Raw genomic sequence first — 25,841 nt, 5'->3', positions numbered from 1 at the left:
CCGCCCATCCGGCCAACCGCCCCATCGACCATCCGGCCACGTGACCGACTGACCGCCCGATCAATCCGTCGGCCTCAGAACCGCCCCACGCGGTCCAGCGGCAGCCACAGCACCGGGGGCTCGCCGTCGACCGGAGAGTTGTCCGTACGGAAACGGTCCAGCTCCGCGTCGGACAGCGCCCGGCCGTACACCCTCGCCTCGTCCAGATCCCCCGTCAGATACGCGCGGCTGTCGGTCCTCTGCCCCAGATGCACCCCGAACGGCGAAGTGCGACTCACCGTGCCCGGCACATCGGGCGCGGTCGCCGCCACGCCGTCGACGGTCAGAACGAGCCGTCCGCCGCCGCGCCGCAGCGCGAGATGGTGCCACTGGCCGTCGTTGTACGCCCCCTGGCTGCTGACGACGGCGGTCCTGGCCGGCGCCGAGCCCGATAACACTGTGATCCGCCCGGATATTCGGTCACCCGCCGGGTCCGCCCATAACGCCACCTGCGGGGACCTGTCTCCCACCCCTCCCATCCACAGGAGCGGCTGCTCGCCGCCGGCCGCGCCGTAGCGGAACCAGAGCGCCGCGGTGAAGTCACGGGAACCGAGCGGCAGCGAGTCGCGGTAGGGCAGGCGGACGGCGTCGTCCTTCCCGTCGAAGGCGAGCCCGGGCCCGAACCTGCCGTCAGTGGGCCGCGCATCGCCGAGCACAGAAGCGGCTCGCGCGCCCGCCGCCCGGTCCCGGGTCCTGTGATCCGCCGCCCGGCGCGGACCGAGCCAGCGCTCCGTGAAGCGCGCGAACCGGATCTCCTCCCGTGCTTCGTGCGCGCCCCCCTCGTAGAGCAGTCCGGTCCGTCGGCGGTCGATCGTCACCATGTCCGAGTAGCCCGACCAGTCGTTGGTGACGGCTTTGCCGCGGTCCGCGCTCTCCCAGGTGCGCCCCTCGTCGTAGGAGGAGCGGATCATCATCGTCCGGCGGCGGTCCGGGTCGCCCGGCAGGGACAGGAGCCAGCGCCCCGGCCGCCGCTGGATGACGGACCCCTGCACCATGGGCGAGTAGAGGTCCGGGATGGTACGGAACGGCGCGGCGAAGCTGTCGCCGCCGTCGCGGCTGACGGCGTAGTCGCGGTTGCCGAGGTCGACGCCGTCCTGCTCGCGCCCGTTCACATAGATCGCGCCGTCCCTCCGCTCGGCGAGCGTCATCTCGGAGGGCTTCTGACGGAAGGTGCCGCCGGGGGAGATGGGCCAGCTGTCGACCGCGCCGATATGCCAGTGCCGTCCGCCGTCGTCGCTGTGCATGAGAGCCGCGTGATTGGCGGTCACCCGGTGACCGTTCCAGCTCTCGGCGTTGACGGAGAAGACGAGGCGGCCGCGGTGCCGGCCGTGGGCGAGCTGGATGCCGTGCACGGGGCCGGTCGCGTACCAGGAGTTCCAGCCGCGCGGCCGCAGCTTGCGGCTGACGTTCCGTGAGGGCGACCAGCTCACGCCGTCGTTGTCGCTGTACTGCATATGCGGCGTGCGGTCGCATGGCACGTCGCAGCTCTTCGCGTCGGCGCGGCCCTTGTTATGGGTGGTCGCCAGCACGATACGGCCGCTGGCACGGTCGACGACCGGTGCGGGGTTGCCGTGGGTGTCGCCGTTGCCCCTGTCGACCACCCGCAGCGGGCCCCAGGTGCGGCCGCCGTCGGTGGAGCGCTTGAGGACGAGATCGATATCGGTCGAGTCGCCGCAGTTGCGTTTCCTGCCCTCGGCGAAGGCGAGGAGGGTGTTATGAGTCGAGCGGACGATCGCGGGAATCCGGAAACACGCGTAGCCGCGCTCCTGCGACGCCTTGAAAAGGACGCGCTGGTCGAAGTCGGCGGGCGCCGCCGAAGGGGCGGCGCCCGCGGCCGGAGCGGGGAGGGGGAGGAGTGCGAGCAGCGCGCCCGAGGCTACGGCCATGGCCCGCCGCAGCCACCGCCTGACGGCGTGTCCGCTGATGAGGCGTCTGCTGACGACATGTCGGTGTAGTGCACGAAGATCTGAATCCATGGTGCGCCCTTCACGACAGCTGGAGGTCCAACGTCCCATGTCCTGTGTGCGGTGCGCAGAACGTAATCACCGCTCCTTCGCACCCACAAGAACCGTGCGTCACCTGGCCGGGAGTCACCCGGGTTGCAGGATCACCTTGCCGAGGTTGGCGCGCGTCTCGATGATCTCGTGGGCCGCCGCAGCCTGCACCAGGGGCAGTTCGGCGTGGATCGCCGGTCGCAGGGCCCCCTCGGCGAAGAGCCGCCACAGCTCCGCGCGCCACCGCTCGTATAGTCGCGGCTGCTCACGGGCTATCAGCCCGAGCTGGAAGCCGATGGCGGATTTCGCCCCCACGAGGAGGTCGTACGCCTGGATGGCCCCACCTCCCGAGCTGTAGGCCACCAGCCGGCCGCCCGGCGCGAGGGCGGCGATGGAGCGGGGGAGCAGCTCCCCGCCCACCGCGTCCAGCACGATGTCCACCGGATCGCCCCAGGACTCGTCCCCGTATGCCACTACTTCGTCGGCCCCCAGCCCCTTCAGGAACACGGCCTTCTCCGGCGAGCTCGCCGCGGCCACGACTCGGGCCGCGCCACGCGCCTTGGCGAGCTGTACGGCGAGGTGCCCCACTCCGCTCGCCGCGCCGGTGACCAGCACGGACTCGCCCGCCGCGGGCCGAGCCGCCTCGTACGCGCCGAGGGCGACCAGCCCGGACCGCACGAGCGCGACGGCGTCGGCCGCGCTCGTGCCGTCCGGGATGTGCGACGCCATGGCGGTGCTGAGGAGCGCGCGGTCCGCGTAGCCGTCGCCGAAGCAGAGGCCGGTGACGCGGTCGCCCAAGGAGAAACCGGTGGTGTCCGGGCCGAGCGCGACGATCTCTCCGGCCACCTCGCCGCCGAGGCTCGCGGGCAGTGGCTGACCGCCCTCGCGCACCTTCCGCACGGTGGGCAGGGTGACGCCGATCGCCTCTGTGCGCAGCAGCAGCTCACCAGGGCCGGGGACGGGCACCGGAGCTTCCTCGACGCGCAGGACCTCGGGACCGCCGTTCTCGAAATACCGGACGCGTCGCACGCCTACCTCCAGCTGTCGTTGGGAGCCCCAACGGTACACGTTTTTCGTTGGGAAGCCCAATGTTTTTTCGATAGACTTTCCCCATGACCGAGAACCCTCCCGCCCTCGCGCGGATACAGGCCCTGCCGAGCTGGCTTCTCAACCGTGCCGCCGCCCGTGGCCGCCGCCTGGTGAGCGAGGCCCTCGCGCAGGACGGCCTGCGCATGCCGCACCACGCCGTGCTCTCGGCCGTCGCAGATTTGGGGCCGGTGGCCCAGGCGGAGCTGGGGCGCTCGACGGGCTTCGACCCCAAGGACATGGTCGGCTTCCTCAACGATCTGGAGGCCGTGGGGCTCATCACCCGCACACCGGACCCGAAAGACCGCCGCAAGAACGCCATCGCCATCACCGCGGCGGGCCGCCGCCGCCTGATCCGGCTCGCCAGGCTGGGGGACGAGGCCAACGAGGCGCTTCTGGCTCCGCTCTCGGTCACGGAGCGCGAGCTGCTCCTGGCCTTGCTCGCGCGCGTGGTAGATGCCGAATCGGACGCCGCCGACGAATAGGCGAGCAGGCGAATAGGCGAGCAGCGGCGAGCCGGTGTCGGGGGGTGGCGGGGGTGAACCCACCACCGGCGCTCGCCGGAGCCCACGACCGATATCCGCCGACACCGGCAACCGATATCCGTCGGCACCCGCACCCGGTATCCAGCGGCAGTCGGTACCGGCGGTACTGCCCCCGGAGTAGGTCAGCCCCTGCCGGCCTCCGTGCGCAGGGCGATCCGGTGATCGCCCGCGTACACGTTCATCGAAGAGCCGCGGAGGAAACCGACCAGGGTCAGCCCCGTCTCCGCGGCGAGATCGACGGCGAGGGAGGAGGGAGCGGAGACGGCCGCGAGGGCGGGGATGCCGGCCATCACCGCCTTCTGCGCCAGCTCGAAGGAGGCCCGGCCGGACACGAGCAGGATCGCGTCGGAGAGCGGCAGCCGCCCCTGCTGAAGGGCGCGGCCGACGAGTTTGTCGACGGCGTTGTGTCGGCCCACGTCCTCGCGTACGTCCAGGAGTTCGCCGTCGGTGGTGAAGAGCGCCGCCGCGTGCAGCCCCCCGGTCCGGTCGAAGACGCGCTGCGACGCGCGCAGCCGGTCGGGCAGGGCGGCCAGCAGTTCGGGTTCGATGCGGACGGGCAGCGCGTCGGCGATCTCCCAGCGCGTCGTGGTCCGTACGGCGTCCAGGCTCGCCTTGCCGCACAGGCCGCACGACGAGGTGGTGTAGACGTTGCGTTCCAGGGTGATGTCGGGGACCGGGACGCCGGGCGCGAGCCGTACGTCCACCACGTTGTAGGTGTTGGACCCGTCCTCGGTCGCCCCCGCGCAGTAGACGATGTTCGCCAGTTCGTCCGCGCTGCCGAGGACGCCCTCGCTCACCAGGAAGCCCGCCGCCAGCGCGAAGTCGTCGCCAGGCGTGCGCATCGTGATGGCCAGCGGCTTTCCGTTCAGCCGGATTTCCAGCGGCTCCTCGGTGACGAGCGTGTCCGGGCGCGAGCTCACGGCTCCGTCGCGAATGCGGATGACGCGGCGTCGCGCGGTGACCCGTCCCATGTCGATCAGTCCCGTCCGTCCGATCCAGTGTGTACCGTCCGGGGTGTCACCCGGCAGGTCCATTGTCCTGTACCTATATGGAGAGTCGGCGTGCGGCCCACCCCGCGGCGAGCGGAGGGCGTGTCGACGGTGGTCGAAGACGACGCCCAGGGGCCCGAAGCCGCCCCGGAGTACGAATATGGTGCCGAACGAGCCAAGAAGGCGTCGAAACCGTCGAGAATGCGGCGAAAGTCGAAAAAGCGGTGTCGAGAACGCGGATTCACTCTCCATACAGTGGAATATTGTCTACAGTATTCCACAGAAATCGAGTAGAGCGCGGAGCGTGCTCGAACTTTCTTGCGAGGCATGCTGCTCCGCCGTCTAGAGTTCGCCGTAGACCGTAGACAGAAACCAACGGAGGGGCCCGATGCTGTCCGCCGGACTGCCACAGGGATCGGTACCGAAACTCGAACGCCCCGGACCACTGCGCGAGCGGGTATATGAGGCGTTGCTCGACCTGATCACCACGCGCGCGCTACAGCCCGGTCAGCACCTCGTGGAGAGCGAGCTCGCCGGCCATCTCGGCGTCTCCCGGCAGCCGGTGCGCGAGGCGCTTCAGCGGCTCAACACCGAGGGCTGGATCGACCTGCGCCCCGCACAGGGCGCGTTCGTCCACGAGCCAACCGAGGAAGAGGCCGACCAGCTGCTCTCCGTCCGTACGCTGCTGGAGGCCGAGGCCGCCAGGCTCGCCGCGGCGAACGCCGCCTCCGCCGGCATCGCGGAACTGGAGACGCTGTGCGCACAGGGCGAGCACGCCGTGCGCGAGGACGATGTGGAAGCGGCTGTCGCGGCCAACGCCGAGTTCCACGCCAAGGTCATGGAGCTGGCCGGCAACGCCGTGCTGACCGAACTGGCCGGGCAGGTCGGCCGCCGCGTCCGCTGGTACTACACGCCGATCGCCCGGCAGCGCGGCAAGCAGTCCTGGATCGAGCACCGTGAACTGATCGCCGCGATCACCGCCCGCGACGAGCAGAAGGCGACGGAGGTCATGCGCACTCACACCGAGCACACGCGCCTCTCCTATCACGAGCGTGACACCTCGATCCCTTCCTGAGGCGGGACTGGAGGACTGGGGACTGGGCCTGAGCCTCGGCCTCGGTATCAGCCCGAGTTCGAGACCGACCCTGAATCCCGGCCCGAGCCTCTACCCCGCCCGGGCCCGGGGCTCGAACGCGGGCCCGAGCCCGCGCCGCTCCCCGCGTCCATACGTACGTACGGCCCGGCGGCATTCACACCACCGGGCCGTAGCCGTACGCGCGAGCACCGCCGGCCGCTACGCAAGCCGCGCATTCGGCATGAAAGCCCCGAAACCGGCTGGACCGTCAGACTGTGACGCCACCAGACAGCCGGGCCGCCCAACGGTCGAGCCGACAGACCGCCAGGCCGCTAAATCGCCTCACGGTGCACCGGCAGTGGATTCGGCTTGACCTTGACCCGCCGGGGCAGTCGCGGCTGCCCCGGCGGTCGCAGCAGCATCGAGCACCCCGCCGCGATCAACGAGATGCCGCCGGCCAGGACGTACGCCCCGGAGTACCCCCAGGCCGAGACCACCATCGCGCCCAGTCCGCCGCCGAACAGACCGCTGACCAGTTTCGCGCTGTAGACCAGCCCGTAATTGGACGCGTTGTGGTTCTCGCCGAAATAGTCCGGGACCAGCGCGGCGAACAGCGGGAAGAATGCCCCGCCGCCGAAGCCGGAGACGACGGCGAAGAACAGGAACATGAACTGGTTGCGGGCATCGCCCGCCCACAGCACCCCGAACTGCGCCACGCCCTCGATCACCAATACGCACACCAGCGTCGGCTTTCGCCCCCACCGGTCCGAGATCCAGCCGACGGCGCCCCGCCCCGTTCCGTTGATCACCGACATGACGCCCATGGAGAGGGCCGCCACCATGGGGCCGAATCCGACCTCCTTGGCGAAAGGCACCTGGAAGGAGATGCCGAAGATCGACACCCCCGCGATGATGACGAGGCAGAACCACATCAGCGGCAGCATTCCGGTCCGGGTGGCTTCCATCGGACCGTACTGACGAGCCGCCGGGGGGTTCTTCGAGAGGCTGCCCGCATTCTTGCCGGCTGTGCGCGGGCTCAGCGGGTCGACGTGCGCGGGCCACCAGTTCTTGGGCGGGTCCTTGAAGAAGAAGGCGCAGCAGCCCACCACGAGCAGCACATACAGCCCGACCAGGTCCAGCACCTCCTGGTAATCCCCGGCGTCGAAGGTGTAGTTGAAGATGAAGATGAACGGCAGCGCGCCGTACGCGAACCCGCCGTTGACGAATCCGGTCTTTCCGCCGCGCCGCTCCGGATACCACTTGCCGACCATGTTGATGCAGGTCGCGTAGACCATTCCGGCGCCGATGCCGCCGATGACCCCGAAGCCGATGATCGCTTCGACGACGCTGTGCAGATGTGAGATCGACAGGAATCCGACGCAGGCGAGCGCGGAGCCCAGGAACATCGCCGCGCGCGCCGACAGCAGCCCCTTCTCCCGCAGCCGACCGGCGGGGAAGGCGATTCCGGCCTGGAAGAAGACCCAGACGCTGAGGATCCAGAAGGTGTTGGTGTTCGTCCAGCCGTGCGCCTTGTGGAGGGTGCTTTCGGCGGACCCGTAGGCGTACTCGAAGACGCTGATGCCCATCATGGCGACCCACGGCAGGATCACCATCAAGCGGCGTTTGTGTCCGAGGATGTCGAGGTCGCTCTCGCCGACGCGATAAACGCGCCCTTTGCTGTCCGTGATCTCCCGGTAGGCAGGCGATTCGATGTCCCGCCGTTCAGTGTCCCGTCGTCCGTCGTTCGGTCGTCCGTCGTTCCGTCGTTCCGCTGTGCTCATGCTGTTGTCCCCTTGGCTTCGAAAGAACCTGATCAGTTCCCCCTGTTCCGGTCTTTTCGTGAGCTCGGGGATGCGTTACGTCACCAAGTGGCCCGCCGCGCGGTTCCAGTGGCGGCGGCTGCTGCCGTGCATGTCGGCGATCGGCTTGTACTCGGGGGAGGCGAGTCCTGTACGGCCCGTCACGCGGGCCGCGCTCAGGGGTGCGCGTACGGCGCGTACCGCGCCTACCGCCGCCCCGGCATAACCTTTCATCACATCACTCCATCCGTTTTGAGCAGCTGAATTTCGTTCTCGTCGAGACCCAACTCCCCGGCGTATATCTCCGAGTTGTGTTCGCCGAGCAGTGGAGAGCGGTCGATGGTGGTGGGGGAGTCGGAGAGTTTGATGGGCGAGCCGACGGTGGTGAACGTTCCGCGCTCGGGGTGTTCGACCTCGACGACCATTCCGTCGGAGGCGAGCGAGACGTCCGCGAGGATCTCCTTGGTGGAAAGGATCGGGCCGCAGGGGATATGGCGCGCGGTGAGCCGGTCCAGCACGTCCCACTTGGGCAGCGTGCTCGTCCACTCCTCGATCAGCTGGAACATCTTGCCGAGCTTGGGCAGCCGGGCCTCAGGCGTCGCCCACTCCGGGTCCGCCGCCAGCTCCGGCCGACCGAGCAGCTCGGTGATGGGCCGCCAGCCGGCGGGCTGGACGATGACATAGACGTAGTCGTTGGCCCCGCCGGGCGCGCACTTGACCGCCCAGCCGGGCTGGCCGCCGCCGCTCGCGTTGCCCGAACGCGGCACCTCGTCGCCGAAGCTCTCGTTCGGGTACTCGGCCAACGGTCCGTTCGCGAGCCGCTGTTGATCGCGTATCTTCACCCGGCACAGATTGAGTACGGCGTGCTGCATGGCGACGTTCACGCGCTGCCCGCGCCCAGTCCGCTCGCGCTGGTAGAGGGCGGCGAGGATGCCGGCGACCACGTGCACGCCGGTGCCCGAGTCGCCGATCTGCGCCCCGGTCGCCATCGGCGGCCCGCCCTCGAAGCCGGTCGTGGACATCGCCCCGCCCATGGCCTGCGCCACCACCTCGTACGCCTTGAAGCCGGTATACGGGCCGTCCCCGAAGCCCTTGACGGAGGCGTAGACGAGGCGGGGGTTGATCTCGTGGATTCGCTCCCAGGAGAAGCCCATCCGGTCCACCGCTCCAGGCCCGAAGTTCTCCACCATCACGTCCGAGCGGCGGATCAGCTCGGTGAGGATCTCCTTGCCGCGTGGGGTCTTGGTGTTGAGGGTGATGCTGCGTTTGTTGCAGTTGAGCATCGTGAAGTAGAGCGAGTCCACATCAGGGAGATCGCGGAGCTGGCTGCGGGTGATGTCACCGGTGGGGGATTCGAGTTTCACCACGTCCGCGCCCATCCAGGCGAGGAGCTGAGTGGCGGACGGGCCGGACTGCACGTGTGTCATGTCGAGCACACGCACACCTTCAAGCGCCCTGACTGTGCCCTGAGTTGCCACAGCGGGCCTCCTTACTGTCGTACCTGTGCTTCGTGGGGGAGGGGTTGGCGTGGTTCTGGACTCGCGGCAAATTGCATACAGTCGACGAATACTGTATGAGACTTGGTACTCCCCTTGGCGGTCGCTGTCCAGAGGGCCGGGGAGGGAAGGAGGCAATTGAGACAGGGCAATCGGGGCAGGGGCATCGAGGTACGGGCGTCGAAGCGCAGGCGTCTGAAGCGCTGACTAGCCGATGCCCTGCCGGTCGGGGCGCAGTGCGAATGCCCGGTCGGCGGCCTCCGGAACCGTACGCTCCACGGCCTGCACCAGAAGCGCGCGGTGCCGGGCCAACGGCACCCGCCGTTCCTCGTCGGCGAGCCACCACAGATCGTCGAGCGCGGCCATCATCCGCCGGCTGACCTGCGGGTTGCCCTCGACGCACCCCCGGATTTCGCTGAACCCCAGATCCACCAGATCGGTCCATTCCGGCAGCTCCTGCACCAGCCGTACCTCCCCTTTGGCGTCACGGTGCAGGAGCGCCCCCAACGGCCGGTCCGCGATGACCGCCAGGAATTGGGTGATCCGGTCCAGGCACTGCACGGCGGTCGTCGGATCGTTCACGGCGGGGGACAGGGCGCGCAACGCGATGTCGGAGAGCTGGCGCAGCCCGAACGCCGGGTCCTGGTGGTACGTCCGCTCGACGCCGACGGTCATGGTGTGCCGCAGGGCGCGCCGCGAGGGCGTGGTGCCGCCGTGGACAGTGAGTACGGGCGTCCCCGGCACCACGAAGTCGCCGATCCGCGGCACGAGCCGGAACACCGCCCGGTTGCGCCGGGCGATCCGTACGAGCCGCGCGATGTGCACATCCCGCAGCACCCCGGCCCGTCCCTGATGCGCGGCTTCGGCCACCGCCTCAGGCAGGTCGGGCGCGTCCCCGCTCCCGTGCTCGTACCGGTCGAGCACCCGGAACGCCTCGCGCGTGATCCGGTCGACGACGTGGCTGACCCGCATCAGCCGGATCGTCGAGTTCACGTAGGCGATGAACAGCACCAGGCTCACCAGCACCAGAACCACACAGGTGATGCCGGAGATGAAGGGCACCGTGGACACCGTGCGCGGGTTCGCTTCGCTCTCGTACGACGCCTGCACCAGCAGGGCGAAGAGGAAGGTGGCCAGGAACACCGCGAACGTGGCCTTGGTGATCCGGCTGCGCACGTAGAGCCGCACCACGCGCGGTGAGAACTGGCCGCTGGCCATCTGGAGCGCGACCAGGCTGATGGAGAAGACCACGCCGATGAAGGTGAGCATCGCCGACCCGACGGTCGTGATGATCGACTTGGCGTCCTCGGCGATCTTGATCAGTGAGGAGACGGTCCCGTACTCGCCGTCCTCCTGGAGCGCCTCGACCACCAGATTGTCCAGTGTGAGCACCACCGCGGCCAGCACGATCGCCCCGACGAGCCCCACCGCGGGCGTGAACCAGAACGTATCCCGCAGATGCTCCCGCAACGGCGAGAGCGGCCGTGGCCTGCGCATCCTGTCACTCTGTACTGTTTGCCCGCTATTGACCATAAATAGAGGTTATGGCCCGGGTGAATAGCGGGGTGAAAGGCACTCCGAAACCTTGGTATTGTTGTCCATGTCGCCGCGGGCAACGCCCCGCGCCGACAACACCTGGTCCGGGTGGCGGAATGGCAGACGCGCTAGCTTGAGGTGCTAGTGCCCTTTATCGGGCGTGGGGGTTCAAGTCCCCCCTCGGACACCAGCTAAGGCCCCACTTCACGTGGGGTCTTTTGCGTTTCTGGGCAGTGCGTGACCAGGCCGCGCGGCCAACAGCCCGGCGAATCGCCTGGTCGGGCCGAGGGTGACAGGTCGTACCTGCCGTGAATGCGGAACTCCGATGCGGGGTCCCTCTCTGCCGCGCCGTGTTGTGCCGGGGTGGATCTGCGTAAGTGCGCTACTCGGCTGGGTACTCTGAGTTTATGTCCGGTGACTCAAAGGGGCCGCAGGGGCCGTGAGGCGGGCGGCGTTGGCGGATCTCGGTTGCCGGGAAAAAGAGGGGCGGCCGACGGGGGAGGCGGAGCGGCTGTGCGTCAGGCGGTGGTGCTGGCGGGGGGATTCGGGCGGCGGCTTCGTCCTCTGACGTGTGATCGGCCGAAGGCGATGGTCGACGTGCGGGGCACGCCGATTCTGCGGCATCAAATCGACTGGTTCGCTGAGTCCGGAGTGGAGCACGTCATCGTCTCGGCGGGGTATCTGGCCGCCGTCATCATCGACTATCTGGAGTCGCAGAGACTGCCGCTGCGCGTCGATGTGGTGGTGGAAGAGCGGCCCTTGGGGCGCGGTGGGGGGCTCAAGCGAGGCGCAAGGGTGTTGCCGTACCCCGACGAGCCCTGGCTCGCCGCCTATGGGGACATCTGCACCCGTTTCCCCCTCGCGGGCATGCGTGCGCACCACGTACGGCACGCCGCGCCGGCGACCGTGGCCTTGGCTCGCTCCGCCCGGCCCCGGGCCGGCGTCGAGCTTGATGAGTGCGGCCGGGTGACGGCACTGGAAACAGCGTGGGCGCCGGGTGCTCGGGTGAACGCCGGCGTCTACCTCTTCGACCCTGACGTGGTCGGTCTGCTCCCCGACGAAGGGGATCACGCGCCCAGCGCGCTGGCCCGTCTGATCCGAATCCGCCAGCTCATGGGGTACCCGGTGGATGCGCCGTGGTGGGCCGTGAACACCTCGCGGGATCTCGCTGACCTGGAATGTGGGCTCGGCGGGTGGCCTTCCGGTCGCCTGGTGTGACGTACGCCGTTGGGGAGCTTGCCCCGACGTGGTCGTAACCGGCTCGTGGTCGTGGGCTCGTCGCTCGGCGGCCTCCTGAGTTCGTCACTTCATGCCTTTTCGTGACTCTTCATGACTTTTCGTTCGCGCTTGAGGCTGGTCGCTCTCTCGTCTCGGCTTCGCCTAGGTCGGCCTTGCCAAGCGGAACGTCGTTCCGTATCATTAGCGGAGCGATGTTCCGCTTCATCTATGGAAGCAGAACAGGGGCGATCGGCCGGGCCTGCGGTGTTACGGACCGCCGGCCCCGCCGAACTCAAGAGTGCGAAGGCATTGAACGGAGTGCGAAAGCACTGAATGGAAGGCGCGTCCATGTCCGACCCACGGGTCAAGGCGGGTGTGCTGCTCGCCCTGACCGGTCTGGGCGGCAGCCTGACCCCGTTCGCGGCCGAGCACCTCCCCTTCATGAGGCCGTCCTTCGGCACCATGACCGCGCCGGCTCTCATCGTCGCCGGGGACCGCGACGACTCCGCGCTGTCCACTCGCGGACCGGACTGGTTCACCGACCCCTACACCTACAGCCCGGGAGACAAGAGCCTGCTCACACTGTTCGACGCCGAGCACTCCCTCGGAGGCATCCCCGGATACGAGGCCGCCGAGACGACGGACGAGAGCCCCGCACGCGTCGCCCTGCTCCAGCGGCTCACCACGGCCTTCCTGCGCAGCGCCCTCAATCCCGAGGACGCCGGCTGGCAGGCAGCGGCTGCCGCTCTGGCGGAGGACCCCGACCCGCTGGGTAAGTTGCAGAGCAAGTAGCCGACCAGTTCCGAGCCTTACGGGCGCCGGCTGGGCGGGTCCGCCACGGCGGTCGGCGTCCGTGGCGGTGTCTCGTAAGGCGGCGCCGAGCGGGTCGAGCGCGGCGCCGCTCGGCTCGGCCACGCGTGCCCGCGCGCAGGCAACGAGAACTGAGCCTGTGCCGCAGCCCGGTCACGGGGCGGACAGCCATGGCTCAGGACCGGTGGCGGCGGCTCGTCACCTTGCCCGTTACGCGGCATTGGCCGGCCGGCGATCGGGCAGGGCACCGCAGCGGTGTTCCTGCCGACCGCCGGTGTCTCAACTGTCGATCTAGTGTGGTGTTTTGGCCTCGGCGTCGGATCAGGGGAGGCGGTCGCGCGTATTCCGTAGCGAGTGCGGGATGGAACGGCTAGGCGTCGACCAGCCCCAGGACGCGCAGTCGCAGCTTCGTGGCCTCGGCGAGGTCCTCCGAGACCACGCAGAAGCAGACATCCTGATGGGCGGTGTCGAAGGCGGTGCTGATGACGACACCGGTGCGCGTGTCCTGGCTGTAGGCGAGACCGGCCTCCGTCAGCGCGGTGACCGCCTGGTCGAATGAGGTGACCGGCCAGGCGACGTGTTCCAGCAGGACGCGGCGGTCCGGGTAGTCCGGTCCGACGATGCGCGCACCGATCTCCGCGTAGATGTGGGTCGAGCCGGTGGTGCGGCTGTTGAACTCGGTGAAGTACAGCTGCCCGTCCGGGGTGACGATCGCGTCGGTGCTGACCGTGCCTCGGTAGCCCATTGCGCGCAGGGGCTCGCAGAGTTCGCGGCCTCGTGCGAGGAGTTCGGCGGTCAGTTCCGGGCGGACGGTGCGTACGGGCATGATCTGCGCGCTGGGGGTCGGGTCGTAGATCATCTCCCCTTGTCCGGCCGGCTCGGTCCCCGTGTCGGTGAGCTTGAACTCGGCGAAGAGCGCGGTGGAGTCGGGGAAGTACCGTTCCACCACCAGGCGGTGGCGCCCGCCGCTGGTCAGCCGGCCCCAGTTGTCCCGTAGGTGTGCGGCGACGGCGCGCCGGTCGCTGAGGACGGTCAGATGTTGTGCGCCCCATGCGGTGATGCCGCCGAACGGGCTGAGGATTTCGTTGCCCCGGGTGGCCTGGCGGTACTCGTGCTTGACGATGACGGGATGTTCTCGCTCGAACAGGACGTACACCGCCCGTGCCGCGGTTTCCACGTCGGCGCACACCGTGCCGTCGGGGATCGGGGTGCCCGTACCGGCAGCCAGGGCGCGGAAGACGGCCTTGCTGTTGGCCAGAGAGCCGCCGCCCTGGGCGATGAAAGCGTGTCCGGCCACCGCGTCCAGCAGGCCGAGTCCACGGGCCAGTTCCACCGCGGCCGGGTCGGGGTGCAGCGGGATCACTTCGTCGACCCGGCGGCCCGTCAGCGCGGCGCGCACGCGCTCGTGGAGGGCGGGGTCGGCGAGCGTCGCCGAGGTCAGCGCTGCGGAGCCCGGTGAGGTGACGACGGCGAGGGAGGCGGGGTCGGTGCCGGTGAGGGCCGTCACGTAACGGACGAACGAGTCGTCGGGAGCCTCCGGGAGGACGAGGACGTCGTGGTCCCGGGCGAAGAAGAGGGCGCGCTTGGCATGCCAGCGCACGGTGGCCAGCCGTTGTTCACCGGCGTCCTCCAGATCTTCGGTGAAGTCGTTGCCGATGAGCAGGCGAGACATCGAAGCGTCCCTTCTCAGAGGTATCGGAGGTTTCGGAGTTCTCGGGGTTCTCGGAGTGTCGAAGGAGGCTGCGGGGCGGGGGTGACTCCCGAGGGCGTCGGCGGGCGGGGATCACAGCGGTTGTCCGGACTCCGTCTCGGGGCCGGGCGGGGTGCGGGACTGGAGACGGGATGCTGTGTAAGGGCCGGACGGGGTACGAGGTTCCGACTCGGGTCCGGGTGGGAGGCGGCTGTCCGCCGCGGCCGGCGCAGCGTCGTCGACGGTGGGCGGGACGGCCGACCGGGAACAGCAGACGGCGATCAGGAACGCGAGGGCCGCCGTGGCGGCGGGCAGGGCGAGGGCGCGGGCCGGGCCCAGGGCCTCGACCACAGTTCCGGAGAGCCAGCCGCCCGCCGCCGCGCCCAGCGCCATGGCCGCGGTCTCCGCCGCCATGCCTTCGGTGAGCAGGTGCGGGGGCAGCAGCCGCTCCATCAGTACGAGGCCGGAGATGCCGATCGGGGCGACGGTCAGACCGGCGACGAACATCGCCGCGGTCAGCGCCCACACGCCCGGGGACAGGGCGAGGGGGACCAGGCCGACGACCTGGACGCCCAGGCAGCGGAGCCACAGCACGCGCGGGGCGGTGCGCCAGGTGCGGCTCCCGTACCAGAGTCCGCCCGCCATGCTGCCGAGAGCGAGCATCGCGAGCAGGGGACCCGACAGGGCGCGCGAGCCCAGGTTCTCGGCGCGGGCGACGACGGCGAGGTCGAGGACGCCGACGCCGACGAGGTTGCAGAAGGACACGGCGAAGATCACGGTCATGCCGGGCACGGCGAGCGCGGTGCCGCGGTGCGCGGGGTTCCGCCGGGGCGGGGGCTCGGTCGCGCGTTGCAGTGCGAGTGCCGTCGAGCCGCCGACGGTCAGTACCAGGCAGCACAGCAGTCCGGCCCAGGGGCTCAGACGCGTGGCCAGCGCGGTGACGAGGACGGGGCCCGCGATGAAGGTCACCTCGTCCAGCACCGCCTCGAAGGAGAAGGCGGCCTCCAACGTGACCGACGGCGGTGGTGACGGGCTTGGGATTCTCTCTTCGGTGGTCACCTGGCCGTTGGCGTCTGACGATCCTTTGGCTTCTCTATCCCCTTTATCCCCTTTGGCTTCTTCGGCCTTTTTGAGCCCTTGCGGTCCTTGAGGTCCTTTAGGTCTTTTGGGGCCTTTTCCGGCCGACGGTCCGGGCTCGGCGAGACCTGGGACGGTTGAAGGGAGTACGTGCGCCCATCGCGTACGCACCATCGTGCCGGTGGACGGCCGGGAGGCGCCCGTGACGGCTCCCGCCAGGCACAGCAGCCACACCGAGGCGGTCGTGGCGGACATGAGCGTCAGCAGGCCGGCGCCGTGCGCGGCGGCGGAGGCGAGCAGCACGCGGCGTTGTCCGAAGCGGTCCACCAACCTGCCCGCCAGCGGTGCGGTCAGCGCGTAACCGAGCATGGTCACGGCGGCGACGACGCCGGCCGTCCGGTAGGAACCCGATCGCGCGGAGATCAGCAGGACGACGCCGAGTCCGAGCATGGGCACGGGCAGCCGGCCGATGAAGGCGGCGGCGCTGAAGCGGGCGGCGCCGGGGACCGCGAGGAGAGACCGATAGGTACGGATCAAGAACGAGCCCTTTCGAAGCGGCCCGGCGGTGCGGCCACGCCGTCTGTGTCCATGCCGTCTGTGTCCGTACCCTCTGCGGTCATGCCACCTGTGACCAGGCCGTCCGTGTCCACGCCGTCTGTGGTCGCAGAGGTCTCGGACTCTAGGCGGTCGCGCAGAGCCCGGAGGAGCGCGAGGGCGTCCTCCGCCTTGGTGTCGGGTGCGCGCTCGGCGAAGTAGGCGGCGATCCCGTCCGTCGCGAAGCCTTCGGCCGCCAGCATGCGCAGCACGTTCACCACTGTCCGCCGGGGGAAGTGCAGCGACTTGGCGAGGGCCAGGAACCGTTCGCCGGCGGCGGCGTCGAGTTCGCCCGTGGCGATTCCGGCCCGGACGGCGAACCGGAGGTTGATCAGCGGCTCGGAGGTCGCGCGCAGGGTGTCGGGATCGTAGACGAGGGCCACTTCGTCGTCGGCGTCGACGGCCCCGGAAGCGTAGGCGTCGAAGATGCGGCCGACGCCCGTCACCCCGAACGGGAAGCACTCGGCGGCACGGAGCGCCCCCATGCTGGACGAGCCGTAGACAGGGATGCCCGCGTCGACGGCGCGCAGCACCTCCTTGGGGGAGACGGCCAGGCTGTCGAGGAACCGGCCGTCCACGATGCCGATCAGACAGGGCGGCCGGGGCCGGGCGAGCAGGGCGTCGATGTCGCCACGGACGACGGGCGGCAGGAATTCGGCGTCGAGCGTACGGGCCGCGACGGCGCGGCCGAGGCTCGGGCCGAGGAAGACCACCGGGTCCAGGTCCATGCGGAACGCTCCCAGATGTCAGGCCGAGGGGATGGCGGAGAGGTCCGGCGGGGTGACGAGCAGCTCCTGAACGGCCGTTCGCCACGCGTGCGCGGCGCGCGGCCCGATCCGGCAGTAGTCGGTCGCCCAGGATTCCAGCCCGGGCGCGATCACCCGTACGACATTGACCGGAATCTGCGGGGGCGACAGGTCGACCACGACGACCCGCGGGATGCCCGCTTCGCACAGCCGGCCGAGCATGAGGTCGATGTCCGCCCGTACGTCGTCGGAGGGGAAGGCGGGGACGTCCGCCATGGCGACGGTGCGGCTCGCCGGCTGCCAGGCCCAGGTGCTCTTGTCCACGGACGCGGAACGCCGCACGTGCAGCTCGTACTTGGTGACCCGCGTGCCGGGCAGGGTGATGTCCTCGCGCATGGCCTGGATGTCGACGGCCCGGGCCTGGGCGCATTCGCTGAGTGCGCGCAGCAGCGCCACCTCGGGGTCGGGGTGGGTTCCGTAACCGCAGTGTCCCTGCGAGGTGGCGGGTCCGATGTCCTCGCTCGTCGCCGCGAAGAAGGTGGGGATGCCCAGGGGAGAGGTGACGTCGATGGCGCGGACGTCGATGCCGGCCGCGTGGAAGCGGGCGAGCATTTCCTGTGCCGCGGGCGGCGCGGTCTCCAGCCGCAGATGCGGGTGGCGGCCGCGGAGCCGGTCGACGGTGCCGGGCGAGGCCCGCTCCTCGCCGGCCAGCACCTGCGGGAGGTAGTTGCTCACGAGCTCGGCCAGGGTCATCGAGTCGCGCTCGATCAGCTCGCACAGGGCGTGGCAGATCGCCTCCTCAAGGCTGTTGCCCGAGGCCAGGCCCGTGGTGGTGGCGATGCGGTAGCACGGTTCCTCGTGCAGGCGGGCCTGGTAGACGGCGCCGTCCTGCGGGACCAGGACGTGCTCTTCGCCCAGGAGGTCCCAGCCGCGGAGCCAGGACATGGGGTTGTCGTCGCGGTATCCGGGGGCGAGTTCGAGGGTGTATTCGGCGGGGTGCATGACGGTCTCGCCGGCCGCGGCGAGTTCGTCATAGGAGGCGACGAGGTCGGGGCGGACGGGCAGCCAGGCCGAGTACCGCTCGATCGCCTCCATCGCGGCGCTGACCTTCGCGTCGATGGGGGTGGCCCCTTTGCCGCTGTACACCGAGATGCTGTCGTTGGACCTCGGGATGACGGCGCTGTACACGGGGATACCCAGGTAGTCCAGTCCGGTGATGTCGGCCAGCCGGGTGATGCCGGCCCGGCGCAGGTGGGGGCTGATGCGCTCCCAGGTCTCCCGGGTGGTGACCTCGCGGTGAACGCCGGGACCTGCGGCCTTGGGGGCATGAGCCCGTATTCTCACGCTCTCTCCGTCTCCTTCTCTTCCTCTTCCCGCTCTTCCTCTTCCCTCGTTCTCTCCGCCTTTTCCGCCCAGCCCTTTTCGCCTCCTCTGCCCACTCGTCCGAGCCGCGACGTGAGACACCGTGAGGTGCCGCGAGATGTGGCGGGGGCCGTGGAGGGGTTGTGCAAGGACGCGCCGTGCGAGGACGGTCGCGAGCCCCTGCCCGTTCTGGGGCGGACAGGGGCCGGTCCCCGGGGCAGCCCTTCCGCGGCCGCGGGCGGTGAGACCCGACGCTCCGGCCCCCGGGGCGCGGAGGGTTCAGCGAACGGTCTGGGCTCGCGGTGCCGAGAAGTGGGCGTCGCTGGTGCCGCGTACGGTCTGGGCACGGGGCGCCGAGAAGTGCGTGTCGCTGGTGCCGCGTACGGTCTGGGCTCGGGGCGCCGAGAAGTGGGCGTCGCTGGTGCCGCGTACGGTCTGGGCTCGCGGCCCCGAGAAGTGGGCGTCACTCGTGCCGCGCACCGTCTGCGCCCGCGGCCCCGAGAAGTAGGAGTCCGTCGCGCCGTGGACGGTGGCGTTGGAGCGTTCCTCCAGGAAGGCTTGCAGCTGCTCCGGGTTCACGTGTGCGAGCTCGTCGAGCCTGAGATCCGATTCTTTCCTCATCAAGGGCCCTTTCCTTTCCTTGCGCGTTTGGACGGCCGACCACGGTCGACAGCGTCGGGAATATCGCACTGCCCCGCACGGGAACGTCATTCCGACTCCACTCCTGCCGAGTCGTGCGTCAATTTCCATGCCACCGTTGGTAGTATTGCCGGCCGGATGCGTATGGAGGTCGAACGGTAATACGCATTCTCCGGACTTCCTGGATGGCGGGAAGAAGGCATTTCCTCCGGCAGGAGGCCATTTCGTCACGATGGCACAGTGGGCAAGTCCAGTCAACACCCGGTCAAGATGGTGGAGTTGGCCCCCGAGAGGCGTCGGTCTGGCGGGCGTAACATTTCAGCCATGTTGCGCGGCTGATGGTTTCGCCCGTGATCCATCTGTTTTCAGGGAATCCGAACGCCCGGCCGCCGAAGATCAAAAAGTCCGGCGAGGGGGTCGAGAGCTTCCGTGGAGGAAAGTCGGGATCTTCGGATTGGGCATTGCCGAACCTCCTGGCCGCTCTGTATAAAGGGAAACCCGCCAGTCCTCGGCACTCCGTCACCCATCCATTCATCAGTCCCGGCGTCCGCTATCGGGTATCGGGATTCGGTGATCTTCGTTACCCGCCGCCGTTCCCACCGCCGCGATGTCGTTTCCGCTGCTCGCGATGGGGTGCGCCCGGCGTCTCGCGGGCCGCTGAAAGCCCAGGCCCCCGGCAGCACCGCACGTCCGCGACACTCAGGCCCTTCCGCGACACCCAGGCCCTTTCGAAGCCCCGAGGAGAGCCCATCGATGCGGCTGAACAGCTACGACGAATGGTCGCCACTGCGTGAGGTCGTGGTCGGATCGGCGTCGAACTACACCTCCCATGAACGCGAGCTGTCGTTCGAGCTGTTCTTCCACGAGAACTTCGCCGAATCCACCTGGTATTATCCCCGGCTCACCACGGGCGGCGGGCAGTCCGCCGCGACCGGCCGCGCACTGATCAAGCAGCGGTATGTCGACGAGCTGAACGAGGACATCGAGGGCATCGTCAAGACCCTGGAGGATCTGTCGGTCACCGTCCTCCGGCCGCTGGAGCTGGACGCCCGTACGACCGAAGTACGGACCCTCGCCTGGTCGGCGGCCGTGGTGCCGCCCCTGAATCTGCGGGACAACACGCTCATCGTCGGCGACGAGATCATCGAGACGCCTCCGATGATCCGTTCCCGCTACTTCGAGACGCAGTTCCTCACTCCGGTCTTCGCCGACTATTTCCGTCAGGGCGCCCGGTGGACGGTGATGCCCCGGCCGCTGATGACCGACGCCTCTTTCGACCCCTCCTACGCGAAACGCACGGCGACGGCCGAACCGATCGGCGAACCGCAGGCGTCCCCGTACGACGTCGGCCACGAGATGATGTTCGACGCCGCGCAGTGCCTGCGGCTCGGCCGGGACATCGTCGCCAACATCTCGACGGCCAATCACGCCCTGGGCGTCGACTGGCTGGAACGCCATCTGGACGGCCGGTTTCGCATCCACCGGGTGTACGGGATCAGCGACAGCCACATCGACAGCATGGTCCTCGCCCTGCGTCCGGGCACCCTGCTGGTGCGCTCCGCGGAGATCGCCGACGTGCTGCCGGAGCGGCTGCGCGCCTGGGACCTCATCGTCGCCCCGCCGCCGCAGTCGGACAGCTTCCCGCCGTACGACGATGACGACCTCATCCTGACCAGCCCGTTCATCGATCTGAACGTCCTGTCCGTCAGCCCCGACACCGTGCTGGTCAACGAGGCGTGCCCGGAGCTCGTCCGGACGCTGGAGCGGCACCGCTTCACCGTCGTGCCCGTACGCCACCGGCACCGGCGGCTGTTCGGCGGCGGCTTCCACTGCTTCACCCTCGACACCGTCCGGGACGGCGGCCCGGAGGACTACCTCCACGGCTGCTGACCGCAGTCCGCTGACCGTCGATGACGTCGATGACAGAGCGAGCCCCTCGGCCACGGGAAGAGAGCGACGATGGACAGGACGACGGAGAGACTGGACCGGGCGAAGCTGGAGAACCTCGCCCTCGAACTCACGGAGCGTCAGTTCGGGGCCGTGCCCAGGCTCCGCGAGTGGCACGAGGGCACGTGGACCGACCGCGAGTTCTACAAGCGGTACATGATCGAGGTCGTCCTGCAGATCCGGCTCAACAACGTGGCCGACGCCTACGCCCTGTACAAGGCGAGCTCCGGCGACTACCGGCTCGCAGGCAAGCTCGCGCGTTACCTCGCGGACGAGATCGGCCACGAGGGCATGTTCGTGAAGGACCTGGCGGGGCTCGGCGTCTCCCTGGAGCAGATCGACGCGACCAGGGTCCTTCCGGCGACGGCGAAGACCATGGGCTATCTGCGCCTGGCCACCGACGAGCGCGGGCCCGCGCCGGTCGCCTTGTGGGACTGGTATCTGGAGTGGTGGTCGGACCGCTATATGCAGGCCATCACCGACGCCGCGGCGAAGGAGTTCGGCATCGCCTGCACCAGGGGAGCACAGGCCCACATCGAACTGGACGACTCCCACGGCCACGACGACATGATGTTCCAGACGACCGCGCAGGCCGTGGAGGCCTACGGGTCGGCGGCAGATGCCTACGCGGACCTGGAGATCTACATCGACCTGGGGACGGAGCAGTACCGCCAGCTCTTCGCCGCCGCCGCGGCGGTCGCTGAGGGGAGCGACATGGCAAGCGACAAGGCGGTCGCTGAGGGGAGCGACACGGCAAGCGCTACGTCCGACGCCCAGGGCACGTGAACACGGCCGCGGCACAAGGAGATACGACCGGGCCGGCCGTCGCCGAAATATCCCCGGCGGGGCTCCGGTGAGTGAAGCGCCGCGCGCCGGTCGCCCGCTGCTGACCGATCTGACGGAGGCGGCGGGTCTGACGGCCGCTCCCGAGGCGGCCACTGTGGTGTGCCTGCCGTACGCCGGCGGCGGGGCGTTCGGCTACGTTCCCTTCGCCCGCGCCCTGCACGAGGCCGGCAAGCCGCTCCGGGTGCTCGCGGCGGATCTGCCGGGGCGCGACCGCGACGACGGCCGGCCGGCCGTTCCGGCGGACCGGCTCACCGCGGACCTGGCCCAGGAGATCGCCATGGCGGTGCCGAGCGATACGGATGTGGTGTTGCTGGGGCACAGCTCGGGCACCGGGCCGGCCCTCACCGCCGGTATGGCCCTGCGCGCCATGGGCCGTCCCCCCGCCCGCTTCGTGGCCGTGGCCGCCCTTCCTCCCGCCCCGGGCCCGGACGGCCATCCCGCCCGCGCGGCCGCCGCCCTGACGGACGCGGAGCTCTTCGCCCGGTTCGCCGCCGAAGCCGAAACCGTCCCCCACGCTGACGCCGACCGGCCCGGAACGGACCAACTGCCGCCCGAAGAACGGGCCGACATCGCACGAGCCTTCCGCTACGACGTCCTCACCGCGCTGGACTGCTTCGCCTCGGCCCGGCACGAGGCCGGCCGGAACGGCGCCGCCGCCCTCGGCTGCCCGGTCACCGTGCTCCTCGCGGCGGACGACCGGTCTGTAGCGGACCGTCGGCGCGACACCCGGCAGTGGGCCGTGTTCGGTACGGCCCTGCACGTCGAGTGGACCGCCGAGGGCGGCCACTACCTCAACACGAGCCGCCCGCGGTTCCTCGCGAGCGGCATTCCGTACGAGTATCCCGAGCATCCCGAGCGTCCAGAGTGTCCCGACGCCGTCCCCCGTCCCGAGGAGCCAGGCCATGCCCCGTACGACGGACCCTGAATACGACGTGATCGTCGTCGGCGGCGGGCCCGGCGGTTCCACCGTCGCGACACTCACCGCGATGCGCGGGGCCAGGGTGCTGCTCCTGGAGAAAGAACGGTTCCCCCGCTATCAGATCGGGGAGTCCCTGCTGCCCGCCACCGTCCACGGCATCGGCAAGCTCCTGGGCGTCCTGCCCGAACTGGAGGCGGCACGTTTCACGACCAAGCGCGGCGGCACCTTCCGCTGGGGCAAGAACCCGGAACCGTGGACGTTCGCCTTCGCCGTCTCGTCGAGATTCCCCGGCCCCACCTCCACGGCCTACCAGGTCGAGCGCATGAGGTTCGACCAGATCCTGCTGGACAACGCACGCCGCAAGGGCGTCGAAGTCCGCGAGCGATGCCCGGTCGTGGACGTCCTGGAAGCGGGCGGTCGGGGGACGGATGCGCGTCGCGACGGCCCTGGTGAGCGGGGGACCGGCGAATGTTCCGACGACCCTGACGGGCGGGGGACGGATGTGCGCTCCGACGACTCTGACCGGCGGGTGACCGGCGTGCGCTTCGACGACCCCGACGGCACTCGCCGAGAGGTCCGCGCACGGTTCGTCGTCGACGCCTCCGGCAATGGCAGCCGCATCCACGGCCGCACCGGCGGCCGGCGCGTCTACTCCGAGTTCTTCAAGAACATCGCCCTCTTCGGCTACTTCGAAGGCGGCAGCCGCCTCCCGGAACCGAACAGCGGGAACATCCTCTGCGCTGCCTTCGACTCCGGCTGGTTCTGGTACATCCCCCTCACCGACCGGCTCACCAGCGTCGGCGCCGTACTGCATCACGACGCCCTGGACCGGGTCCAGGGCGACCGCGAGAAGGCACTGGCCGGGCTGATCGAGGAGTGCCCGCTCATCGCCGCGTACCTGGCCGACGCCCGCCGCGTCACCACCGGGCCCTACGGCGAGGTCCGCGTCCGCAAGGACTACTCCTACTGCCAGGAGAAGTTCTGGCGGCCGGGCATGGCCCTCGTCGGCGACGCGGCCTGCTTCATCGATCCGGTCTTCTCCTCGGGCGTGCACCTGTCCACCTACAGCGCGCTGCTGGCGGCCCGGTCCATCAACACGGTGCTGAGCGGCGGCGCCGGAAGCCCCAGTGAGACACGGTGCTTCGAGGAGTTCGAGGCGCGCTACCGCGACGAGTTCGGACGCTTCCACGACTTCCTGATGTCCTTCTACGACATGCGCCAGGACTCGGACTCCTACTTCTGGTCCGCCCGCCGGATCACCCACGCCACCGGATCGCCCCTGGAGGCGTTCGTCGAACTGGTCGGCGGCGGCGCCTCCGACGAAGGGGCCCTGTTCGACTCGCCGTTCGTCGACGCGACGCTCGAAGCCGGCGCCAAGGTCCAGGTGCAGGCCGCCCTGGGGGAGAGCTTCGACGACGAACCCATCCGCGAGAACGGCCTCGTCCCCTCCCTCGACGGCATGCACTGGACCGATCCCCGGACCTGATCCCGCGCCCCCGGGGGCCACGGCCCCCGGAGCGGCGTCCGCGCTCCCCACCGGAAGGCGATCTGTCACGTGAGAATGCCGCGCCCCTCGACGATCCACGGTCTCTTCGCGGAACAGGCCGCGTGCTGCCCCGACGCCGTCGCCGTCGAGGACGGCGAGCGCGCGCTCACCTACGCGGAGCTCGACGCCCGCGCGGACCGGCTCGCCCACCGGCTCCTGAGCCTGGGCGTGGGAGCGGAGTCCCGCGTCGCCATCCTCCAAAGGCGTTCCCCCGCCCTCGTCGTCTCCCTCCTGGCCATCCTCAAGGCGGGGGCCGCCTACGTCCCCCTGCACACCGGCTACCCGCCCGCCCGCCACGCCCTGGTGGCGGCCGAATCCAGGGCTGCCGTCCTGCTCGTCGACAAGAGCTTCCACCCCGTCGGCTTCGACCACGACGCGCAAACCGTCGTCGTCGACGAGAACCCGCCCCTGGACCCGGCGCCGCACGCGCCGCCACCCGCGCCGGGGGACGGCCAGACCCTGGCGTACGTCATGCACACCTCCGGCTCGACGAGCGCCCCCAAATGCGTCGCCGTGACCCACCAGGCAGTCATCGGCCTTGCCACGGACGCCAGTTGGGTCGACGACGCTCACCGGGCCGTGCTCTTCCACGCGCCCTACGCGTTCGACGTCTCCACCTACGAGGTGTGGGTACCACTGCTCAACGGCGGACGGATCGTGGTCGCCCCCGACGAACCCCTCGACGGAGCGCTGCTGAACTCCCTGCTGACCCGGCACGGCGTCACGGCGGTGCACGTCACCGCCGGCCTCTTCGCCGCCCTCGCGAACGACACCCCGGAAGCCTTCGCCCCCGTACGGGAGGTGCTCACCGGCGGCGACGTGGTCCCTCCCCAGGCGGTGAACCGGGTCCTCGCGGCCTGCCCCGGAATCCGGGTCCGGCACCTGTACGGGCCCACCGAGACCACGCTGTTCGCCACGCACCTGGTGGTGGAGAAGTCCTGGGACAACGGGCGTTCCCTGCCGTTGGGCCGGGCGCGCACCGGCACCAGGACGTACGTGCTGGACAGCGCGCTCGCCCCGGTGGCGGAGGGGGAGACCGGTGAGCTGTACGTCGCGGGCCATGGCCTCGCGCGCGGCTACCTGGACCGCCCCGGCCCGACCGCGGAGCGCTTCGTGCCCGACCCCTACGGCCCGGCGGGCGAACGCATGTACCGGACCGGTGACCTGGTGCGCCTCGGTCCTGGGGGCGCGTTGGAGTACGTGGGGCGCGGGGACGGCCAGGTGAAGATACGGGGCTTCCGCGTCGAACTCGGCGAGATCGAAGCGGCCCTCGGCAGGCAGCCCGGCATCGGCCGCGCCGCCGTGGCGGCGGTCCGTGACCAGGACGGGACGAATCGGCTCATCGCCTACGTGGTGCCCGAGCCGGACCACGCCCCCTCCGAACCAGCGATCCTTGAACTCCTGGGGACCACCCTCCCCGCCTACATGGTCCCCGCGGCGGTCGTCGTGCTGGCAGCCCTGCCCCTCACCCCCAACGGCAAGGTGGACCGCGACGCGCTGCCCGCCCCCCGGCGGACAGCCCCCACCGGCCGGGGCCGCCCGCCGGGCACCGAGCGGGAGAAGCGACTGTGCGCGTTGTTCGCCACCGTGCTCGACGTCCCCGAGGTGAGCGTCGACGACAACTTCCTGGAACTGGGCGGCGATTCCCTGCGCGCCTTCCGGCTGGTCCGGCTCGTGACGTCGCACTTCGGCATCCGGCCGAGCCTGCGGCAGGTACTGCGCACTCCGACGGTGGCGGCCCTCGACGCGTGGCTGGAGCGGCAGAGCGAGCAGTAGAACGGGCGGCGGGTGAACGGGCAGCGGGAGAACGGGCGGTGGAACGAGCAACAGGCCCACCGTCTTGGCGACTTCGCCACTGCGCACCCGACGCCGTCCACTCCGCCCGGCC

General features: G+C 69.9%; 20 protein-coding genes, 1 tRNA gene and 1 pseudogene. 10 read left to right on the top strand and 12 right to left on the bottom strand.

The genetic code is table 11. The features are described from left to right. Positions 1 to 74: 74 nt before the first annotated feature. Both AB0I22_RS04915 and AB0I22_RS04910 read right to left on the bottom strand, forming a co-directional pair. Entirely contained in the window at positions 75 to 1,925 is a 1,851-nt protein-coding gene (locus AB0I22_RS04915) for a sialidase family protein (protein ID WP_363129211.1), read from the bottom strand. Positions 1,926 to 2,129: 204 nt separating this feature from the next. Continuing rightward, positions 2,130 to 3,062 carry a zinc-binding dehydrogenase gene (locus tag AB0I22_RS04910; protein ID WP_363129210.1) on the bottom strand — a complete coding sequence of 311 codons (933 nt, stop codon included), beginning with the start codon at positions 3,060 to 3,062 and terminating at the stop codon, positions 2,130 to 2,132. A gap of 83 nt (positions 3,063 to 3,145) precedes the next feature. Between AB0I22_RS04910 and AB0I22_RS04905 the strand changes: the two genes are divergently transcribed. Next, entirely contained in the window at positions 3,146 to 3,604 is a 459-nt protein-coding gene (locus tag AB0I22_RS04905) for a MarR family winged helix-turn-helix transcriptional regulator (protein WP_363129209.1), read from the top strand. Between the two features lie 182 nt (positions 3,605 to 3,786). Here AB0I22_RS04905 and fdhD read toward each other — a convergent pair whose 3' ends face one another. After that, positions 3,787 to 4,635 (bottom strand): formate dehydrogenase accessory sulfurtransferase FdhD, encoded by an 849-nt coding sequence (gene fdhD / locus AB0I22_RS04900; protein ID WP_363129208.1) that lies wholly within the window; start codon positions 4,633 to 4,635, stop codon positions 3,787 to 3,789. A gap of 406 nt (positions 4,636 to 5,041) precedes the next feature. On the opposite strand from fdhD, the gene AB0I22_RS04895 reads away from it, so the two are divergent. Then, the gene (locus AB0I22_RS04895; RefSeq protein WP_363129207.1) at positions 5,042 to 5,728 is read left to right on the top strand and encodes a GntR family transcriptional regulator; all 687 of its coding nucleotides are present in this window, start codon (positions 5,042 to 5,044) and stop codon (positions 5,726 to 5,728) included. Positions 5,729 to 6,060: 332 nt separating this feature from the next. On the opposite strand, the gene AB0I22_RS04890 is transcribed toward AB0I22_RS04895, so the two are convergent. The 4 genes from AB0I22_RS04890 to AB0I22_RS04875 all read right to left on the bottom strand — a co-directional run bounded on the left by AB0I22_RS04890 (position 6,061) and on the right by AB0I22_RS04875 (position 10,520). Next, positions 6,061 to 7,509, bottom strand: coding sequence for an OFA family MFS transporter (locus tag AB0I22_RS04890; protein WP_363129206.1), 1,449 nt, complete (start codon positions 7,507 to 7,509; stop codon positions 6,061 to 6,063). Between the two features lie 75 nt (positions 7,510 to 7,584). Beyond that, positions 7,585 to 7,761 (bottom strand): hypothetical protein, encoded by a 177-nt coding sequence (locus AB0I22_RS04885; protein ID WP_363129205.1) that lies wholly within the window; start codon positions 7,759 to 7,761, stop codon positions 7,585 to 7,587. Beyond that, on the bottom strand, positions 7,761 to 9,005 hold the full coding sequence (gene frc / locus AB0I22_RS04880) for a formyl-CoA transferase (protein ID WP_363129204.1): 1,245 nt from the start codon (positions 9,003 to 9,005) through the stop codon (positions 7,761 to 7,763). The genes AB0I22_RS04885 and frc overlap by 1 nt, the downstream gene beginning before the upstream one ends. 225 nt (positions 9,006 to 9,230) lie before the next feature. After that, positions 9,231 to 10,520, bottom strand: a complete 1,290-nt coding sequence (locus AB0I22_RS04875) for a DUF2254 domain-containing protein (RefSeq protein ID WP_363129203.1) — start codon at positions 10,518 to 10,520, stop codon at positions 9,231 to 9,233. A 141-nt stretch (positions 10,521 to 10,661) separates the two neighbouring features. On the opposite strand from AB0I22_RS04875, the gene AB0I22_RS04870 reads away from it, so the two are divergent. The 3 genes and pseudogenes from AB0I22_RS04870 to AB0I22_RS04860 form a co-directional block, all read left to right on the top strand. Continuing rightward, a tRNA-Leu gene (locus AB0I22_RS04870) sits at positions 10,662 to 10,749 on the top strand. Between the two features lie 323 nt (positions 10,750 to 11,072). Next, on the top strand, positions 11,073 to 11,777 hold the full coding sequence (locus AB0I22_RS04865; RefSeq protein WP_363129202.1) for a nucleotidyltransferase family protein: 705 nt from the start codon (positions 11,073 to 11,075) through the stop codon (positions 11,775 to 11,777). A gap of 348 nt (positions 11,778 to 12,125) precedes the next feature. Continuing rightward, positions 12,126 to 12,569, top strand: a pseudogene (locus AB0I22_RS04860) (chlorophyllase); the annotation flags it as partial. Positions 12,570 to 12,957: 388 nt separating this feature from the next. On the opposite strand, the gene AB0I22_RS04855 reads toward AB0I22_RS04860, so the two are convergent. The 5 genes from AB0I22_RS04855 to AB0I22_RS04835 all read right to left on the bottom strand — a co-directional run bounded on the left by AB0I22_RS04855 (position 12,958) and on the right by AB0I22_RS04835 (position 18,677). Then, positions 12,958 to 14,259 (bottom strand): peptide ligase PGM1-related protein, encoded by a 1,302-nt coding sequence (locus tag AB0I22_RS04855; RefSeq protein ID WP_363129201.1) that lies wholly within the window; start codon positions 14,257 to 14,259, stop codon positions 12,958 to 12,960. 111 nt (positions 14,260 to 14,370) lie between these two features. Then, the gene (locus AB0I22_RS04850) at positions 14,371 to 15,891 is read right to left on the bottom strand and encodes an MFS transporter (protein ID WP_363129200.1); all 1,521 of its coding nucleotides are present in this window, start codon (positions 15,889 to 15,891) and stop codon (positions 14,371 to 14,373) included. Then, on the bottom strand, positions 15,888 to 16,676 hold the full coding sequence (locus AB0I22_RS04845) for a TfuA-like protein (protein WP_363129199.1): 789 nt from the start codon (positions 16,674 to 16,676) through the stop codon (positions 15,888 to 15,890). Before AB0I22_RS04845 ends, AB0I22_RS04850 begins: the two co-directional genes overlap by 4 nt. Before the next feature lie 18 nt (positions 16,677 to 16,694). Further along, positions 16,695 to 18,038 carry a YcaO-like family protein gene (locus tag AB0I22_RS04840; protein ID WP_363129198.1) on the bottom strand — a complete coding sequence of 448 codons (1,344 nt, stop codon included), beginning with the start codon at positions 18,036 to 18,038 and terminating at the stop codon, positions 16,695 to 16,697. 297 nt (positions 18,039 to 18,335) lie between these two features. Then, positions 18,336 to 18,677, bottom strand: a complete 342-nt coding sequence (locus AB0I22_RS04835; protein WP_363129197.1) for a thiovarsolin family RiPP — start codon at positions 18,675 to 18,677, stop codon at positions 18,336 to 18,338. A gap of 771 nt (positions 18,678 to 19,448) precedes the next feature. Here AB0I22_RS04835 and AB0I22_RS04830 point away from each other — a divergent pair. The 5 genes from AB0I22_RS04830 to AB0I22_RS04810 all read left to right on the top strand — a co-directional run bounded on the left by AB0I22_RS04830 (position 19,449) and on the right by AB0I22_RS04810 (position 25,729). Continuing rightward, on the top strand, positions 19,449 to 20,585 hold the full coding sequence (locus AB0I22_RS04830) for a glycine amidinotransferase (RefSeq protein WP_363129196.1): 1,137 nt from the start codon (positions 19,449 to 19,451) through the stop codon (positions 20,583 to 20,585). A 69-nt stretch (positions 20,586 to 20,654) separates the two neighbouring features. Further along, entirely contained in the window at positions 20,655 to 21,428 is a 774-nt protein-coding gene (locus tag AB0I22_RS04825; RefSeq protein ID WP_363129195.1) for an iron-containing redox enzyme family protein, read from the top strand. A 67-nt stretch (positions 21,429 to 21,495) separates the two neighbouring features. Beyond that, the gene (locus AB0I22_RS04820; RefSeq protein ID WP_363129194.1) at positions 21,496 to 22,413 is read left to right on the top strand and encodes an alpha/beta fold hydrolase; all 918 of its coding nucleotides are present in this window, start codon (positions 21,496 to 21,498) and stop codon (positions 22,411 to 22,413) included. Next, the gene (locus AB0I22_RS04815; RefSeq protein ID WP_363129193.1) at positions 22,391 to 23,893 is read left to right on the top strand and encodes a tryptophan 7-halogenase; all 1,503 of its coding nucleotides are present in this window, start codon (positions 22,391 to 22,393) and stop codon (positions 23,891 to 23,893) included. Before AB0I22_RS04820 ends, AB0I22_RS04815 begins: the two co-directional genes overlap by 23 nt. Before the next feature lie 75 nt (positions 23,894 to 23,968). Continuing rightward, a complete protein-coding gene (locus tag AB0I22_RS04810; protein ID WP_363129444.1) occupies positions 23,969 to 25,729 on the top strand; it encodes a non-ribosomal peptide synthetase in 1,761 nt (586 codons plus the stop codon). Positions 25,730 to 25,841: the final 112 nt, after the last annotated feature.

The organism is Streptomyces sp. NPDC050610, assembly GCF_040654875.1.
In the GTDB taxonomy this organism is placed as follows: Bacteria; Actinomycetota; Actinomycetes; order Streptomycetales; family Streptomycetaceae; genus Streptomyces.
Note: the sequence above shows the minus strand (reverse complement) of the source record. Positions and strands in the feature narration are given on the sequence as shown.

What these genes read in the sequence shown, in the direction of transcription:
- AB0I22_RS04845 (WP_363129199.1), bottom strand. Translation starts at nt 16,676, where the DNA reads ATGGACCTGGACCCGGTGGTCTTCCTCGGCCCGAGCCTCGGCCGCGCC.
- AB0I22_RS04835 (WP_363129197.1), bottom strand. Translation starts at nt 18,677, where the DNA reads ATGAGGAAAGAATCGGATCTCAGGCTCGACGAGCTCGCACACGTGAAC.
- AB0I22_RS04895 (WP_363129207.1), top strand. Translation starts at nt 5,042, where the DNA reads ATGCTGTCCGCCGGACTGCCACAGGGATCGGTACCGAAACTCGAACGC.
- AB0I22_RS04825 (WP_363129195.1), top strand. Translation starts at nt 20,655, where the DNA reads ATGGACAGGACGACGGAGAGACTGGACCGGGCGAAGCTGGAGAACCTC.
- AB0I22_RS04905 (WP_363129209.1), top strand. Translation starts at nt 3,146, where the DNA reads ATGACCGAGAACCCTCCCGCCCTCGCGCGGATACAGGCCCTGCCGAGC.
- fdhD (WP_363129208.1), bottom strand. Translation starts at nt 4,635, where the DNA reads ATGGGACGGGTCACCGCGCGACGCCGCGTCATCCGCATTCGCGACGGA.
- AB0I22_RS04815 (WP_363129193.1), top strand. Translation starts at nt 22,391, where the DNA reads ATGCCCCGTACGACGGACCCTGAATACGACGTGATCGTCGTCGGCGGC.
- AB0I22_RS04855 (WP_363129201.1), bottom strand. Translation starts at nt 14,259, where the DNA reads ATGTCTCGCCTGCTCATCGGCAACGACTTCACCGAAGATCTGGAGGAC.
- AB0I22_RS04885 (WP_363129205.1), bottom strand. Translation starts at nt 7,761, where the DNA reads ATGAAAGGTTATGCCGGGGCGGCGGTAGGCGCGGTACGCGCCGTACGC.
- AB0I22_RS04810 (WP_363129444.1), top strand. Translation starts at nt 23,969, where the DNA reads ATGCCGCGCCCCTCGACGATCCACGGTCTCTTCGCGGAACAGGCCGCG.
- AB0I22_RS04915 (WP_363129211.1), bottom strand. Translation starts at nt 1,925, where the DNA reads ATGGCCGTAGCCTCGGGCGCGCTGCTCGCACTCCTCCCCCTCCCCGCT.
- AB0I22_RS04875 (WP_363129203.1), bottom strand. Translation starts at nt 10,520, where the DNA reads ATGCGCAGGCCACGGCCGCTCTCGCCGTTGCGGGAGCATCTGCGGGAT.
- AB0I22_RS04830 (WP_363129196.1), top strand. Translation starts at nt 19,449, where the DNA reads ATGCGGCTGAACAGCTACGACGAATGGTCGCCACTGCGTGAGGTCGTG.
- AB0I22_RS04890 (WP_363129206.1), bottom strand. Translation starts at nt 7,509, where the DNA reads ATGAGCACAGCGGAACGACGGAACGACGGACGACCGAACGACGGACGA.